A 15,150-nucleotide genomic window follows, 5' to 3' on the forward strand; every position below is an offset into this window, starting at 1 on the left:
CAGGTTGCGGCTGTAATCATGTGTGCGTTATACACATCGTCGTTCTCGGATCGCCGCTGATTCTATATTTTCAGCGTTTTTTGCTGTGCCGCTTTTTGCCGATGTCCATCTGAATTTATATTTTTAATGGAGCACCCATTTTTGGGGTGAAATACTCTATGAGCAAAACTTTTGCTGATTTTCCTTTACATGAGTCGTTACAACTAGCATTACAAGGTCTAGGTTTTACTACTCCGACTCCAGTGCAAGAACAATCAATTCCAGCTGCATTAGAAGGTAAAGACCTTCTTGTATCAAGCCAAACTGGTTCTGGTAAAACTGCTGCATTCTTACTCCCAACTGTGAATGCTTTGGCTGGTCAAGACACTTTGATGTCTTTCAAAGAGCGCATGAAAGCGGTAACTGCACCGTCTATTCTTGTACTTTGCCCTACACGTGAATTGGCTCAACAGGTTAGCCAAGACGCAATTGCTTTAGTACGTCATATGAAAGGTGTTCGTATTGCTGCAATTATGGGTGGTATGCCTTTCGGTAAACAAATTCAACAGCTTAAAGGTGCACAAGTTGTCGTAGCGACTCCAGGTCGTTTACTTGACTTGGTTAACCGTCGTCAAATTAAACTAGACAACGTTGATGCGTTAATCGTTGACGAAGCTGACCGTATGCTTGACTTAGGTTTCTCTGAAGACCTAGAAGCGATCAGCGACTTGGCTGCTAACCGTAAACAAACATTAATGTTCTCTGCAACATTTGCGCCGCGTATCATTACACTTGCAGAACGCATGATGAATGATCCACAGCGTATTGCGATTGAAACTGGTCACTCTACAAATACTGACATTACTCAGACTCTTCATTGGACTGATGGTTTCGAACACAAGAAAAAACTTTTGACTCACTGGTTATCTGATGAGTCTGTAGATCAAGCAGTTGTATTCGCATCTACTCAAGAAGATACAGATATGTTGGCTGAAGAACTTGCAGAAGCAGGTCACTCAGTTGTCGCTCTTCACGGTGCAATGCCACAAACTGTACGTAACCGTCGTTTACGCAGTATTCGTGAAGGTCGTGCAAAAATCTTAGTTGCGACTGACGTTGCTGCACGTGGTCTAGACGTACCAACTATTTCTCACGTAATTAACTTCGGTCTTCCAATGAAGAACGAAGACTATGTACACCGTATCGGTCGTACAGGTCGTGCGGGCCGTACTGGTAACGCGATTACTTTAGCGACTTACCGTGAACGCGGTAAAATCCGTGCTTTAGAAGACTTCTTAGATGCACGTTTAAATGTGTCTGAAATTGAAGGTCTTGAGCCATCTCCACCTCCTGCACGCGGTAGCCGTGATGGCGGTCGTGGTCGTCGTGATGGTGGTCGCGGTGGTCGTGGTGGCTTCGGTGGCGGTCGTCGTTTTGAAGGTGAATCAAACTTCAAACGTCGTGAAGGCAACCGTGATGGCGAACGTCGTTCATTCGGTGGCGAAGATCGTCCACGTCGCGAATACAACAACGATCGTCCACGTCGTGAAGGTGGTTTCGAAGATCGTCCACGTCGCGAATTTAACAACGATCGTCCACGTCGTGAAGGCGGTTTCGAAGATCGTCCACGTCGTGAATTTAACAACGATCGTCCACGTCGTGAAGGCGGTTTTGAAGATCGTCCACGTCGCGAATTTAACAGCGATCGTCCACGTCGTGAAGGTGGTTTTGACCGTCGTTCTAACGATGACAACCGTGGTAACCGTGTAGATTACAAACCAGCTCGTGAAGGTTATGGCGATCGTCCAAAACGTTCATTTGGTGAAGATCGTCCACGTCGTGAATTCAACGGTGACCGTCCTCAACGTTCATTTGGTGAAGATCGTCCAAAACGTTTCGGCGATGACCGTCCAAAACGTTTCGGTGATGATAAACCACGTGGCGAACGCACTTTCAGTGAAGATCGTCCACGTCGTAAATTCAATGACTAATTGAATTTCGAAAGAAATATCGAAAAAACCGGTGGAAACACTGGTTTTTTTTATGGATTTAAATTAGCTTTTTAATCAGAAAAATGTATACTTGATCAAACTTTATGTGTTTAATGATAATTAATATGAATGGAAACGCGTTGGCAAATATGCGTACAGTGATGATCGAGGTACTTATGCCTTATATCGGTTTGACACTCTTATTGTGTAATATCGTTTACTATATATACAATTATTTTAACTAAATTCTTCTATTGGGTTGAAGACAGCCTCTATAAAATCGCATTAATAATAAAAAACAATTTACCTGACGGAATGCAGGGATATGCGCTCATGCAATGGTAACATTTTAAACTTCAATCCTTTATAGTATGCATGCTGAAAAAAATGCAGGAAAATCCTCAGCTATGAATAATCAAACGTCTTCTCAGACTCAGGCACTGATCGAAGTGAAAAACCTGAGTTTTAAGCGAGGAGAGCGCGTCATTTATGACAATGTCAGTTTAAAAATTCGTCGTGGTCAGATCACTGCAATTATGGGTCCATCTGGTACAGGTAAAACGACTTTACTCCGTTTAATTGGTGGTCAATTGACTCCCGATAATGGAGAAGTGTTGCTTGATGGGCAGGACATTGCACAGATGTCACGTCAGGAACTCTTCGCTGCGCGTGCGCGTATGGGGATGTTGTTTCAGAGCGGTGCATTATTTACCGATATGTCGGTATATGAAAACGTAGCCTTTCCAATTCGTGCCCATACCAAGTTGCCAGAGCATTTGATCGCTGAAATTGTTGCGTTGAAATTAGAGTCGGTTGGTTTACGTGGTGCAGAACAAATGATGCCCTCTGAACTATCGGGTGGTATGAATCGTCGTGTGGCTTTGGCTCGTGCAATTGCACTCGATCCTGAGCTGATCATGTATGATGAACCCTTTGCAGGGCAAGACCCGATTGTGATGGGGGTTTTAACTCGCTTGATTCGTTCGCTACGTGAAGCTTTAGATTTAACTACGATTATTGTATCTCATGATGTGGCTGAAACATTATCAATTGCAGATTACATCTATGTGGTGGCTGAAGGGAAAGTGCAGGGCGAGGGAACACCTGAGCAGTTAAAAGCACATGCCTCGCCGTTTGTGAAGCAGTTCTTGACGGGTTCGGTAGAAGGTCCAGTCGATTATCAATTCAGTCATCAGCCCTATTTAAATCATGAGGTTCGTTCATGAATGCTATTGCCGCATTAGGTAGACGCGTCATTGAACGTGTTCAAGGAATCGGCGTAGCAACCATTATGTTGCTGCAGATTCTTTTTTCCATGCCGACTTTACTTGGCGTGAAATTGTTTATTTATCAGATGTACCGTGTTGGTGTGCTTTCATTACTGATTATTGTGGTATCTGGCTTATTTATTGGCTCGGTACTGGGTTTGCAAATGTATAGCATTCTGTCGACCTTTGGTAGTGAAGCAATGCTCGGCACCGCCGTTGCACTGACCTTACTGCGTGAACTTGCACCTGTGGTTGCGGCTTTACTCTTTGCTGGTCGTGCAGGTTCTGCTTTGACAGCTGAAATTGGTTTGATGAAAGCCACTGAGCAGTTGTCGAGTATGGAAATGATCGGGGTCGATCCATTAAAACGGGTGATCTCGCCTCGACTTTGGGCCGGTATTTTTAGCTTACCAATGTTGTCGGTGATTTTCGCTGCGGTCGGCATCATGGGCGGTAAATTGGTGGGTGTTGATTTTCTGGGTGCAGATGAAGGCTCTTATTGGAGTGGCATCGAGAACAGTGTGCAATTCTTTAAAGACGTCTTTAATGGCACCATCATCAAAAGTTTTGTTTTTGCATTAATTTGTACTTGGATTGCGGTCTATCAGGGTTATGCCTGTGTCCCAACTTCAGAAGGTATTGCAACGTCGACCACACGTACTGTCGTGTATTCTTCGTTGTGTGTTTTAGGTTCAGATTTCGTGTTGACTGCGGTCATGTTCGGAGGTATTTAATGAAATCACGTACGAGTGAACTGGCCGTCGGTTTTTTTGTCATTCTGTTTGCTATCGCTATTTTCTTCTTGGCGATGCGTGTGAGTGGTTTGGTCGGCAATAACATCGAAGACAGTTATGAATTGACCGCGACATTTGAAAATGTAAACGGGATTAAACCCCGTGCCAAAGTCACCTTAAGTGGTGTCAAAGTTGGTCAAGTGGAATCATTGAAACTCGATCCTGTGACGCGCTTAGTGACAGCACATCTGATTATGGATGGCTCATTAACCTCTTATAACGCAGAACAGTTAAAAGAAGTGCAAAAGAATGCACTCGAAGAACTGCGTTACACATCAGACTATGAAGCAGCAACACCTGCGAAACAAAAAGAAATGGAACAGCAACTGATTGCTAACATGAAATCCATCACCAATATCGATGAAGATGCTTACATTATGGTGGCAACCAATGGTTTATTGGGCGAGAAATATTTGAAAATTGTACCGGGTGGTGGTGTCAACTTCTTAAAACGTGGTGACCAAATTGGTAATACCCAAGGTACGATGGAAATCGAAGATTTGGTGTCTAAATTTGTGACCGGTGGTGCAGGGAACAAATCTGACAACACAGCAGATGCTGAACAAAAAACAGAAGCTGCTGACACAACAACGGCAGAAGAACCTGCATTTGTTGAATAATTTTTAGGAGAAATTAAGTGAACACATTGTTAAAACATACGCTTACAGCAAGTATCTTATCAACTATGATGGCAGGTACAGCTTTTGCTGCTCCAAGCGAAGCACCACCTGCATTTGTAAAAAAAGTGGCTGATGGCCTCATTACACGTTTAAAAGCAGACCACGCAAAACTACAAAATAACCCTGCGGCTGTGAAAACGATTGTTCGTCAAAACCTAGACCCGTATATCGATTCACAAGCGTTCACACGTATCGTGATGGGTACGTATGCAACGAATCAATACAGCTCAGCGGCTCAACGTGCGCAGTTTGAACGTAACTTCCGTGCAACACTGATCGAAAACTATGGTTCAGCTTTTGCCAAGTTTAGTAACCAAACATATAGCATGCGTCCATATAAAGCATCTAACAGTAAGAACCCTGTTGTAACGATTGATTTCCATAACAACGGTGAAAAAATTCCAGTCTCTTTCCAGTTGGCGGATAAAGGTTCACAATGGAAAATCCGTAATATCAACGTTTCGGGTATCGATCTAGGCTTACAATTCCGTAATCAGTTTGCGGCCACTGTAAAACGTAATGGCGGTAACATAGATAAAGCAATTGCGAACTTCAAACCTGATGCTGATGCTGCATTAGACAAGAAAAAATAAGATAGGTGATGTGTGATTAAACTTCATCAACAAGAATTGATGGTTTCAGGCAAAATCGATTACAACAATGCCGAATTGTATTATCAAGACGGCTTGAAATTGATTCAACAACAGCAAGCTTTTCCCTTGGTGGTCAATCTTGCTGAGCTTGAGCATGGCAGTACTTTGGCTTTAGCTGTTTTGGTCCGTTGGTTACGTCAAACGCCAAAAGCGCAAGGTTTACAGTTTAAGGCAGTCCCTGAAAAAATGATGAAGATTATTCAAGCCTGTCATCTTGAGCATGACTTGCAATTGATCTAAAAAAAAGCACCATATGGTGCTTTTTTTTATTGCAGTGCGATAAGAAGCTCTCGCAAGTCCACGCAATAGGAAAGGATTAAATCCATTTCTTCCAGCGGAAGTACATCAATGGGCCAATAAAGAATGCCACGATGATTAAGCTGACCACGATAAAACTGGTTGTACCATGCGCAAAGGGTAGTACGTCGGTGTTCATCCCATAGACACTGGCCACTAACATCGGTGGCGCAAGCATACTTGGTAAAATCGAGAATCGACGAATCGTATCGTTCTGTTCGGTGTTAATGAACCCAGAAGTGGTATCCAGTAAGAATCGAACCTTTTGGAACAAGAAGGCATCATGCTCAACAAGAGAGCGCACATCTTCACTGAGTTCTCGGATGTCGGCATCATAAATATGACTGCCCAAGGCGCGAGGACGTGATAGGAAGGTGAGAACACGACGTAAATCGATCAGACACAGCTGAGCTTTCCCGAGCATATCTTCTAAATGCGCAAGTCGGGTAATCATGTCATCTAAGTCTAAAATCATCTCACGATGACGGTTATTTAGTACTTCTGTGGAATACTTTTCTAAGTCCTTGTGGATATCTTCCAAGATATCCGCAAGTTCATCGAGTTTGGCTTCTAAAAGACCCAATAAAATCCAAGTTGGATCTTTATAGTCAATTTCATAATCGTTACGACGCGCGCGGGCACGAAAGGCACGGAAAGCCACCAGCTTTTCACCCCGTAAAGTGAATAAGCGCTCTTTATGCAAAATAAAGGCAACTGTCTGCACGGTAGCTAAGGTGCTGGCATTTTCTTCGGGTTCGCCATCGACCTGAAAATTTTTATTTTTCGTTAAAAAATAGGTGCTGATGTGCAAAATACCGTCGTCATCACGGTAGAATCGTGCACTCGACGAAATATCTTCTAATGATTTTAATGTAGGTAAATTTTGATCATAGGCATCCATAATCCATTGCTGTTCTTCCTGGGATGGGGCAATGAGATCGAGCCAGACTAAATCCTGATGTAAATCGAAGTCACCATTGATGGTGACATCTTCTAAGCTACCGCGCTCTGTCGCGTAAAAGGCTTCAAGCATGTTGTCTTTTCCCCTTACGCAGTAAGTTAAAAATGAATGGGTGTATTTTAGACAAGGATTTGCTGAAAAACACTGTTCTAATGCTTAATTTATGAAAAAATCTGTTTAAAGTTGATTTTTCCAGCATAGCGTTCCTGATCTGATGGTGATTATAAATGAAATCTATCGCAATTTTCTGTGGTTCCGCCCTTGGTAACAATCCTGCCTATTTACAGGTGGCAGAAAAAGTCGGCCGTCATTTGGCGGCACAAGGTATCACACTAGTCTATGGTGGCGGTCGTTCAGGTTTGATGGGGGTTGTGGCAGATAGTGCTTTGCGTGCAGGTGGGCAAGTCATTGGAGTGATTCCAAAAGTCTTGGTCGATAAAGAATTGGCACATCCAGATTTAACCGAATTGCATGTGGTAGAAAATATGCAACAACGGAAAACTAAAATGTCTGAACTCTCGGATGGTTTTGTGGCGATTCCAGGTGGAGCTGGGACTTTAGAGGAAATTTTTGAGCAGTGGACGTGGGCTCAATTGGGCATTCATTTAAAGCCATGTGCCTTTCTCAATGTAGATGGTTTTTATGACGATTTATTGAATTTTCTGAAAACTACCGCAGAAAAAGGCTTTACCCATCCGCGTTTTATCGAAGGCTTAATTGCAGAAGATAATATTGAAACGATTGTTGAGCAGTTTCAACATTTCACTGCGCCAGAGCCGAAATGGGGCATGGTTGAACGTACAGCCTTTATCGCCGATTTGGAACAAGATAGATGAAAATTATCACTGTTGCCGCAGCCATTATTTTAAATGAACAGCATGAACTTTTAGTGGTTCGTAAAAAACACACGGCATTCTTTATGCAAGTAGGTGGAAAGTTAGAACCCCATGAAGCTCCTGAAATCACCATGCTGCGTGAAATTCAGGAAGAAATTGGCTGCGCTGCACAGATTGAACAATTCATTGGTCGTTTTGAAACGGCAGCTGCGAACGAAGCTGATCATCTACTGGTGAGTTATGTCTATTTAGTTCAGTTGCAAGGTGAACCGAAAATTGATGCGGAAATTGCAGCAATGCAATGGGTCAGCTTGGATGATACACAAACAAAACTTGCACCTTTAACACGTGAGGTGGTGATTCCTTGGGTGAAGCAGCAGGCGCGATCTCTTGCTGAAAGCTAAACCGCTTCGCTTGCTCAGTTTCTTTATTAGTGGTTGATGTTTGAAACTAAGGCTGTGCCGCAGCAATGCATGCGGCATATACCTGCGTGCAATGTAGCTGATGTAACAGCTTACTTAATGCATGGATTGAACTCCCCGTGGTCACCACATCATCGATGATGAGGACTTTACGGAAACGGCGTTTTTCGGTTGGGTCGATAATAAATTGCTGTTCGATATTTTCTAGGCGTTCTAGCCGACTTAAACCTTTTTGAGCGTGCTGTGCTTGACGAATCACCGGTTGCCAAACAGGGATGTGCAATTGCTTTGCCATCATCTGTGCAACAAGCAGCATTTGGTTGTACCCACGGTCTTTGAGGCGTTCTACTGAAATAGGCATGGGGACGATGGCTTGAGCCCTAGCTAAGCGCAAGCTTAAAAGGCTTTGTGCCAGTAAATTTTGATAGTGCAATTGTTGCTCATACTTATAGCTTTGGATGATGCGATCTATTGGAAAATCATAGTGAAAGGCACAAGAGATGCTGTGTTCATGGCGTTTAACCATTTGTTTAAACCAAGGCAGTTGTTCCCAGCAGTCAATACAAAGCGAATGATGTTGTTGTCGATCGATACCACAGAGCAGGCAAGGGGAAACGCTCTGCATTCCTTTTCGGATGAAATGTTGGATGGATTGGAGCATATTTTTATTCTAATCATTCTTTTTTGAGTATTTTGCACAGATTGCTGTGAAGTGCAATCACGACACCACAGAAACCTGTTCGACAAGCTTATTCGTTAAAGCCAATCTGTATAATTAGGATGATCGAACCATCATCCTAATTATACATAGGCATAACGGGGTGCTTCAGGCAGCCAGCGTTTTAAAAGCGCTTGAGCCTGTGCAGGATAATCATTTAGGACTTGTTGAGCCACATAGTGTGCCTGATTGAGTAAATGGTCATCTCGCTCCAATTTGGCTACACGAAAGCCCATATCTCCCGTTTGTTTAGTGCCGAGGAGCTCGCCGGGGCCGCGAATTTCCAAATCTTTTTCAGCAATAATAAAGCCGTCATTGGTTTCACGCATGATGCGTAAACGCTCTTGCCCATTTTGCGATAAAGGATTTTTATACAGCAAAGCACAGAAACTGGCTTTGGCACCACGCCCTACACGACCACGTAGCTGATGTAATTGTGAAAGCCCTAAGCGTTCTGCATTTTCAATTACCATGATTGAGGCATTTGGGACGTCAACACCGACTTCAATCACTGTGGTTGCAATCAGTAATTGCAATTCATTATTTTTAAATTGCTGCATCACTGCTTGTTTTTCATCGGCCTTCATTTTGCCGTGAACAAGACCAATATTGAGGTCTGGAAAGCGTTCTTTAATTTCATTAAAAGTCGCTTCAGCGGCCTGAGCATCTAAAGTTTCTGATTGTTCCACTAGGGTGCAGACCCAATAGGCTTGTTTACCTTCAGCACAATTGCTGGCAATCCGCTGTAGCACTTCTTCACGACGGTCAAGTGGAATAGTGACTGTTTGAATCGGTGTACGACCGGGTGGCAGTTCATCAATGACGGAGGTATCTAAATCGCCATAAGCCGACATGGCCAAGGTACGAGGAATAGGGGTTGCTGTCATCACCAGTTGATGCGGTGTCATGCCATTGAGACCTTTGTTTCGTAGCGCCAAACGCTGATCGACGCCAAAACGGTGTTGTTCATCAATAATCACTAAACCCAATTTGGCAAATTGTACATTGTCTTGAAATAAAGCATGTGTGCCGACCACTAAATTGGCTGAACCATCTTGAATACTTTGTTCTGCAGCAGCTCGAGCTTTACCTTTTTGCTTGCCGGAAAGCCAAGACACGGTTAGACCCATAGGCTCAAACCATTTTTTGAAATTTAGATAATGCTGTTCGGCCAAAATTTCTGTTGGCGCCATCATGGCCACTTGCCAACCTTCCTCGAGCGCATGACAGGCTGCAACGCCTGCGACTAGGGTTTTACCTGCACCTACATCACCTTGTACGAGTCGCAGCATAGGTTTGTTCTTTTTCAGATCGACCGCAATTTCTTTGGACACGCGTTTTTGTGCGCCGGTCATTTCAAACGGTAGTGTACTTAAAAGTTGTTTGGTGAAGTTCTTACTTGTAGAGAATGACGGTGCTTCGATTTGTTGAATATAAGCACGGCGGCTGAGCAAACTGACCTGATGGGCAACCAATTCTTCGAAAATTAAACGTTGCTGTGCAGGATGAGAACCTTGGCTGAGTTGCAACATATTGGCATCGACAGGGGGGTGATGAATATAGTCCAGTGCTTGTTTTAGGGCATAGCCATTGGTGAATTTTTCCGGCAATAATTCAGGTAAGTCATCACTATATAACTGTAGTGCTTGTTTGACATATTCACGCAGTTTGGACTGCGTTAAGCCTTCGGTTGCGGGGTAAATCGCAGTGAGTTGGGTTTGTGGTAAAGGCGTGTGTTCAGTAATCACCTGTAGTTCAGGATGATACATTTCTAAGCCACGAGCACCAACACGGACTTCACCAAAAATCCGTAAACGAATGCCCGGTTTTACCCGATCAGTAATGCCTTTGTAGATATGGTAAAAACGTAAAGTAACTTTGCCACAGTCGTCATCCAGTAGGGCAGCCATCGATTTACGCTTTCCGGGTGGAAAGTCGATACTTTTGACCGTGCCTTCTAGTAAATAACTTCGACCCACGGTCAATTGGTTCATGGGGATGATCGTGCTACGATCTTCATAGTCGCGTGGCAGATGAAACAAAAGATCATCTGTCGTGAAAATATTTAGTTTTTCAAGTAAAGCAGCGGCGGCATTGCCAACCCCTTGCAATTGATGGACGGCAGCCATGTCCCCTCAACTTCGGTTTATATGATCTAAATGGATCAGTTCTGAGAATAGGTCGTTTGATGCATATTCTATTTATCGGTTATGGTAAAACATCGCAACGTGTTGCTAAACAATTATTTCAGCAAGGTCACCAAATTACCACAGTGAGTCGTAGTGCGAAAGAGGATGATTTTGCAGAACATTTAATCCAAGATATTCACCAACTGGATTTGTCGCAGGTTCAACCGATTGATGCTGTCTATGTTCTTTTGGCTCCTGCACGTCATGCTCAATGCAATGCTGTGGATGTTTACCGACACACTTATGTCGATTCTGTACAGCCAATTGTTCAAGCATTAGCACATCATCCAATACAACGTTTAATCGTGGTGTCGTCCACTCGTGTCTATGGTGAGCATGCGGGGGAGCGCATTGATGATGACACTGTGCCACAACCGATCGATGAGCAGGGGATGTTGTTACGCGAAATGGAGCATCGCTACTCACAAGCATTTCCTACCGAATGCGTGATTGTACGTCCATCTGGGATTTATGGCACATCGACAAAACGAATGCAGAAACTGGCAGAAACGACTCATCGCTATCCCAATATCCATTGGTCAAATCGAATACATATCGATGATTTGGCAAAATTTCTGTGTCATCTACTTCACGTGGAACATCCTGAGAAATCATATATTTGTAATAATAATCAACCTCAACCCTTGCATGAGCGAATCTTGGAATTGCAAAGAGCTATGCATTTACCCGAATTGGTTTTAGAGAGCGAAGCAGAAACAGGGAAAAAACTTTATGCAACGCGGATGATGGAGAGTGGTTTTAAGTTGGCGCACGATTGATTGTGATGTGTAGTGTAAAATTGGTGTGACGTATAAATTTCAGTGCAGCTTTGTGAGTATTAAAAGAAATTCTATAAATGAATAAGATAGGTCTTTTAAAACATGTATTGTTCAAATTTTCGAATGGATCTCAAAGGATAAAATTTAAATAATGACAAAATCATTTGCTGAACTTACTCAGAATTTACCCCATAGACCGATTTTGGAAAAAGCTTTGAGTTATTTTGAGAATTTACCAAAGATCGCGATTGATTGTGGTTGTGGTGCAGGAAATGAATCATCATTTCTACTCCGTCATAATTTTAAAGTATATACATTTGATCCAACTGTTGACGCTAAAAATATCTGTCTAAGTAAATTTAAAGACAATAAGAATTTTTTATTTTCTAATCAGGCCTTTGAAGACTATAGCTTTCCTAAAGCTAGTTTAATTATTGCTTTATTCAGTTTATTTTTTTGTTCTATGGATTCGCTTGAAAGTGTTTTAAAGAAAATGCAGGAACCCTTAAGTGAGCAAGGCATTTTACTCATACAACTGTTAGGAAAAGATGATGATTGGGTAAATAATTTTTCTGAAAAGTTTATAGGTTTTGAGCAGGAAGAGCTTAAACAATTGTTTGATGCGGACTTTGATATTATTTATATCGATGAATTTAAAGGCAATAAACCGCTAGCCAATGGCACTCCAAAATTTTGGAATGTACATACCTTAATTTTAAAAAAGAAAATATTAAATACTTTTGTATAATCCAAAAAAAGAGACAAGTTTTTTACAACTTGTCCCTGATTTTGCTCATCTTCTTCCGCATTTATGGCGAAAAAATCAGAACGGTTTATTTTTTCTTACGTTTCAAACGTTTTTTAGCTTGTTCAGCAGCCACTTTATCAAGTGCTTCTTTTAACTCTTCATCACTAAAGGTTGTAATGTGCTGCAACATTTGGAGTGTCACATCATCCAAAACGAGGTTGGCATATTGCGCAACATTTTGGAAATTTTCATCAAACACAATGGCGTTGTTTTCATTGGTGCTGATATAACCTTGTTGTGTTAAGACTTTAATAAAGCTTTGGAACAAGGCCTTATCAAAGAACTCTGGTGAGTTAAATTCATACAACACAGACAGACGTTGACCAACCAAGTGACTGAGTTCTTCAACCTGACGCGTCGAGATATTGCCCGAACCACGTTGTGTGATTAAAGCCAAAGTCATGTAGTAACGCTCTAGACTTTGCATTACAGGTGCAGCCAAGACCACTAACTGATTGTGCTGCTCTGAGTTCGGCGCAGGGGAGATCAGGTTGCCTTCTGCATCTTCAGAAATCAGTTTAGCTTTGATCAGTACTCCTGCGTACGCACAGATCTGATCTTTAAGCTCTTCATTATTCCATTTGAGGAATAACTCAGCTTTTAAGAACGGATACAGTGTACGAATGACATTAATCAAATCACCACGGCGAATAGAACCATTATGTTCAACCAAAGCGGCAATGAGTGATGGCAAAATAAATGCGTGCAGGATGTTGTTACGGAAGTAGGTTAACAACACCGCTTGATTATCAGCAATGGCAATAATATCGCCAAGGACATGATTAACACGTTTAATCAGCTTGAGTTTTAAACCATAAGCAATGATTTCTTTACCTGACAGCGGTGTCACTTGCATGCGCTCATCGTAAGGTAAGGCAGTTAAAAGATCGCGATAGGTATCTAACTGCTTAATGCAAATCTCTTCATCTAAAGTATGTTTAGATGTTGCCAATAAAATCAGTGAAAGCAATGAAACTGGGTTCACCACTGCTGCACGGTTAATATTTTCTAAAATCACGTGTGCAGAACTGTTAATGGCATCCGAAACTTCTGGCGGAATTGGGTCGTCATTTTTCTCGATTTTGATGTTGCTTGCATTATGCTGTTTCAACATATCATCAAGGAAAACCGGCTCACCAAAATTCAAATGAACTTTACCGAAAATACGTTCGATCTTACGCAGGGTTTTCATAATCCCGATGATTGATTCGCCTTCTTTTGGCTTACCATTCATTTCACCAACGTAGGTCGCACCTTCCATTAAACGCTCATAACCAATATAGGTCGGTAAGAACACGATCGGTTTGGCTGGATTACGTAAATGACCATGGACAGTCATGGCGAGCATGCCGGTCTTCGGTGGTAATAAACGACCAGTACGTGAACGCCCACCTTCGATGAAGTATTCAAGCGGCGTATTACGCGCCAAAATACTGTAGAGGTATTCTTTAAATACGGTGGTGTAGAGACCATTGCCACGGAATGAACGACGAATAAAGAACGCGCCGCCGCCACGTAAAATTTGCCCGACAAATGGCATGTTTAAGTTATCGCCCGCAGCAATGTACGGCACCATCAAGCCACGTTTATAGATCACATATGACAATAACAAATAGTCAATATGACTACGATGACATGGGGTGTAAATGATCTCGTAGTCTTTGGCTAGTTCACGAACGGTACTGAAGTTATGCACTTCGACGCCATCATAAAGCTGTGTCCACAGACGAGTCAGGGCTAAGTCAGCAAAACGTACTGTTGATGCAGAATAGTCAGAAACGATTTCATTTAAATAACCAATCGCACGACGTTCAGCTTCAACCATGCTGATTTTACTGCGAATGCTTTCACGACGAATCGCATCTTGCACATCCGTAGATTTGATCAGGCCATGCATCACATTACGACGGTCAGATAAATCCGGACCCAAAACCACTTCACGCTGCGCATCTAAATAATCATTCAGTGTGCTAACAATATAAGTCGCAGGTGACAAGTTTGGATGTGTAGTTTTGGCATATTCAACCAAACGACGCAAAGACTGTGGCTCATGGAATTCAAGGTACGATTGACGACCGTGCAAACCAATATTGACCAGCTGCTTCACTTTGCTTGGTGTAGACCATGTATCGGTAAATAATAATTTAAACCAAGAATCTTCTTTATCGGGTTCACGGCCCCACAGCACGGTTACAGGAACGAGCTCAACATCCGCATCAGGATTTTTTTCCAAAACCTCAATTAAACGTAATAAACGAGGTGGAAAGGCATGTGGCGGTGGATTGAGTAAGTTGTCTTCATCATGATGTTGTAAAAACACCACAGAGGCTTTTTCTGTTTGCGTACCCACAGTCATTGGGTCGAGTGCAGGGTGTAGCTTTAAACGACGGGTTTCACCATCGACAATTAAAGCATTACTCCGTGAATGATTTTGCAGAACGTAGCAGGTAATTTTCGTTGTCTGTACGCCGGTATCTGTATCGGTTTCAGTCACTACAGGTTCTACAGGGACTTCACCTAAAACATGCGGTGTTACCACAAGGTCAAGCAGTTTACTCGAAAGCTTTCGATACATCTGACCAAAGCCGCTCTTGGACATACAAACTCCTACTTTTCATGACCAAACCACAGAGATTCTGAGGGGAATCTATTCTGCGTAATTGTACTTAAAAACTGTATGTCATTTTCTGACAAATTGCATAGATATTGTAAGATTTTATCGTTAAAAAACGTATTTTTAGCAGTTATATTGCATCAGCAAGGTGACAGATCAGT

General features: G+C 42.5%; 14 protein-coding genes. 10 read left to right on the plus strand and 4 right to left on the minus strand.

The window, feature by feature from the left end; all coding sequences use genetic code 11:
• Window positions 1-158 precede the first annotated feature (158 nt).
• The 6 genes from FTV50_RS10005 (at window position 159) to FTV50_RS10030 (ending at window position 5,605) form a co-directional block, all read left to right on the plus strand.
• Window positions 159-1,970 carry a DEAD/DEAH box helicase gene (locus FTV50_RS10005; RefSeq protein WP_180024335.1) on the plus strand — a complete coding sequence of 604 codons (1,812 nt, stop codon included), beginning with the start codon at window positions 159-161 and terminating at the stop codon, window positions 1,968-1,970.
• Window positions 1,971-2,377: 407 nt separating this feature from the next.
• Window positions 2,378-3,196 (plus strand): ABC transporter ATP-binding protein, encoded by an 819-nt coding sequence (locus FTV50_RS10010; protein ID WP_111885426.1) that lies wholly within the window; start codon window positions 2,378-2,380, stop codon window positions 3,194-3,196.
• Complete coding sequence (gene mlaE / locus FTV50_RS10015; RefSeq protein ID WP_180024336.1) at window positions 3,193-3,972, plus strand: lipid asymmetry maintenance ABC transporter permease subunit MlaE; 780 nt, start codon at window positions 3,193-3,195, stop codon at window positions 3,970-3,972. Before FTV50_RS10010 ends, mlaE begins: the two co-directional genes overlap by 4 nt.
• The gene (locus FTV50_RS10020) at window positions 3,972-4,652 is read left to right on the plus strand and encodes an outer membrane lipid asymmetry maintenance protein MlaD (RefSeq protein WP_180024337.1); all 681 of its coding nucleotides are present in this window, start codon (window positions 3,972-3,974) and stop codon (window positions 4,650-4,652) included. The genes mlaE and FTV50_RS10020 overlap by 1 nt, the downstream gene beginning before the upstream one ends.
• A 17-nt stretch (window positions 4,653-4,669) precedes the next feature.
• Window positions 4,670-5,305, plus strand: a complete 636-nt coding sequence (locus tag FTV50_RS10025) for a phospholipid-binding protein MlaC (protein WP_078189299.1) — start codon at window positions 4,670-4,672, stop codon at window positions 5,303-5,305.
• A 39-nt stretch (window positions 5,306-5,344) separates the two neighbouring features.
• A complete protein-coding gene (locus FTV50_RS10030) occupies window positions 5,345-5,605 on the plus strand; it encodes a lipid asymmetry maintenance protein MlaB (RefSeq protein WP_218945760.1) in 261 nt (86 codons plus the stop codon).
• Between the two features lie 76 nt (window positions 5,606-5,681).
• On the opposite strand, the gene FTV50_RS10035 is transcribed toward FTV50_RS10030, so the two are convergent.
• A complete protein-coding gene (locus FTV50_RS10035) occupies window positions 5,682-6,695 on the minus strand; it encodes a CorA family divalent cation transporter (protein ID WP_078189297.1) in 1,014 nt (337 codons plus the stop codon).
• A 155-nt stretch (window positions 6,696-6,850) separates the two neighbouring features.
• On the opposite strand from FTV50_RS10035, the gene FTV50_RS10040 reads away from it, so the two are divergent.
• Both FTV50_RS10040 and FTV50_RS10045 read left to right on the plus strand, forming a co-directional pair.
• Complete coding sequence (locus tag FTV50_RS10040) at window positions 6,851-7,459, plus strand: TIGR00730 family Rossman fold protein (protein ID WP_180024338.1); 609 nt, start codon at window positions 6,851-6,853, stop codon at window positions 7,457-7,459.
• On the plus strand, window positions 7,456-7,863 hold the full coding sequence (locus tag FTV50_RS10045; RefSeq protein ID WP_078192470.1) for an NUDIX domain-containing protein: 408 nt from the start codon (window positions 7,456-7,458) through the stop codon (window positions 7,861-7,863). The genes FTV50_RS10040 and FTV50_RS10045 overlap by 4 nt, the downstream gene beginning before the upstream one ends.
• 46 nt (window positions 7,864-7,909) lie before the next feature.
• On the opposite strand, the gene FTV50_RS10050 is transcribed toward FTV50_RS10045, so the two are convergent.
• Window positions 7,910-8,542: a ComF family protein gene (locus FTV50_RS10050; RefSeq protein ID WP_180024339.1), complete on the minus strand. Its 633-nt coding sequence runs from the start codon at window positions 8,540-8,542 to the stop codon at window positions 7,910-7,912.
• Window positions 8,543-8,682: 140 nt separating this feature from the next.
• Entirely contained in the window at window positions 8,683-10,728 is a 2,046-nt protein-coding gene (gene recG / locus FTV50_RS10055; RefSeq protein ID WP_180024340.1) for an ATP-dependent DNA helicase RecG, read from the minus strand.
• A 59-nt stretch (window positions 10,729-10,787) separates the two neighbouring features.
• Between recG and FTV50_RS10060 the strand changes: the two genes are divergently transcribed.
• On the plus strand, window positions 10,788-11,567 hold the full coding sequence (locus FTV50_RS10060; protein WP_180024341.1) for an NAD-dependent epimerase/dehydratase family protein: 780 nt from the start codon (window positions 10,788-10,790) through the stop codon (window positions 11,565-11,567).
• A 151-nt stretch (window positions 11,568-11,718) separates the two neighbouring features.
• Window positions 11,719-12,315, plus strand: a complete 597-nt coding sequence (locus tag FTV50_RS10065) for a methyltransferase domain-containing protein (protein WP_180024342.1) — start codon at window positions 11,719-11,721, stop codon at window positions 12,313-12,315.
• A gap of 85 nt (window positions 12,316-12,400) precedes the next feature.
• Here FTV50_RS10065 and plsB read toward each other — a convergent pair whose 3' ends face one another.
• Window positions 12,401-14,974 (minus strand): glycerol-3-phosphate 1-O-acyltransferase PlsB, encoded by a 2,574-nt coding sequence (gene plsB / locus FTV50_RS10070; protein WP_180024343.1) that lies wholly within the window; start codon window positions 14,972-14,974, stop codon window positions 12,401-12,403.
• Window positions 14,975-15,150 lie beyond the last annotated feature (176 nt).

The organism is Acinetobacter sp. YH1901134 (assembly GCF_013416965.1).
Classification (GTDB): domain Bacteria; phylum Pseudomonadota; class Gammaproteobacteria; order Pseudomonadales; family Moraxellaceae; genus Acinetobacter; species Acinetobacter amyesii.

Excerpts from the sequence above, each read along its gene's own strand:
- FTV50_RS10005 (WP_180024335.1), top strand. The coding sequence starts at position 159 with ATGAGCAAAACTTTTGCTGATTTTCCTTTACATGAGTCGTTACAACTA.
- FTV50_RS10010 (WP_111885426.1), top strand. The coding sequence starts at position 2,378 with ATGAATAATCAAACGTCTTCTCAGACTCAGGCACTGATCGAAGTGAAA.
- mlaE (WP_180024336.1), top strand. The coding sequence starts at position 3,193 with ATGAATGCTATTGCCGCATTAGGTAGACGCGTCATTGAACGTGTTCAA.
- FTV50_RS10020 (WP_180024337.1), top strand. The coding sequence starts at position 3,972 with ATGAAATCACGTACGAGTGAACTGGCCGTCGGTTTTTTTGTCATTCTG.
- FTV50_RS10030 (WP_218945760.1), top strand. The coding sequence starts at position 5,345 with ATGGTTTCAGGCAAAATCGATTACAACAATGCCGAATTGTATTATCAA.
- FTV50_RS10035 (WP_078189297.1), bottom strand. The coding sequence starts at position 6,695 with ATGCTTGAAGCCTTTTACGCGACAGAGCGCGGTAGCTTAGAAGATGTC.
- FTV50_RS10040 (WP_180024338.1), top strand. The coding sequence starts at position 6,851 with ATGAAATCTATCGCAATTTTCTGTGGTTCCGCCCTTGGTAACAATCCT.
- FTV50_RS10045 (WP_078192470.1), top strand. The coding sequence starts at position 7,456 with ATGAAAATTATCACTGTTGCCGCAGCCATTATTTTAAATGAACAGCAT.
- FTV50_RS10050 (WP_180024339.1), bottom strand. The coding sequence starts at position 8,542 with ATGCTCCAATCCATCCAACATTTCATCCGAAAAGGAATGCAGAGCGTT.
- recG (WP_180024340.1), bottom strand. The coding sequence starts at position 10,728 with ATGGCTGCCGTCCATCAATTGCAAGGGGTTGGCAATGCCGCCGCTGCT.
- FTV50_RS10060 (WP_180024341.1), top strand. The coding sequence starts at position 10,788 with ATGCATATTCTATTTATCGGTTATGGTAAAACATCGCAACGTGTTGCT.
- FTV50_RS10065 (WP_180024342.1), top strand. The coding sequence starts at position 11,719 with ATGACAAAATCATTTGCTGAACTTACTCAGAATTTACCCCATAGACCG.
- plsB (WP_180024343.1), bottom strand. The coding sequence starts at position 14,974 with ATGTCCAAGAGCGGCTTTGGTCAGATGTATCGAAAGCTTTCGAGTAAA.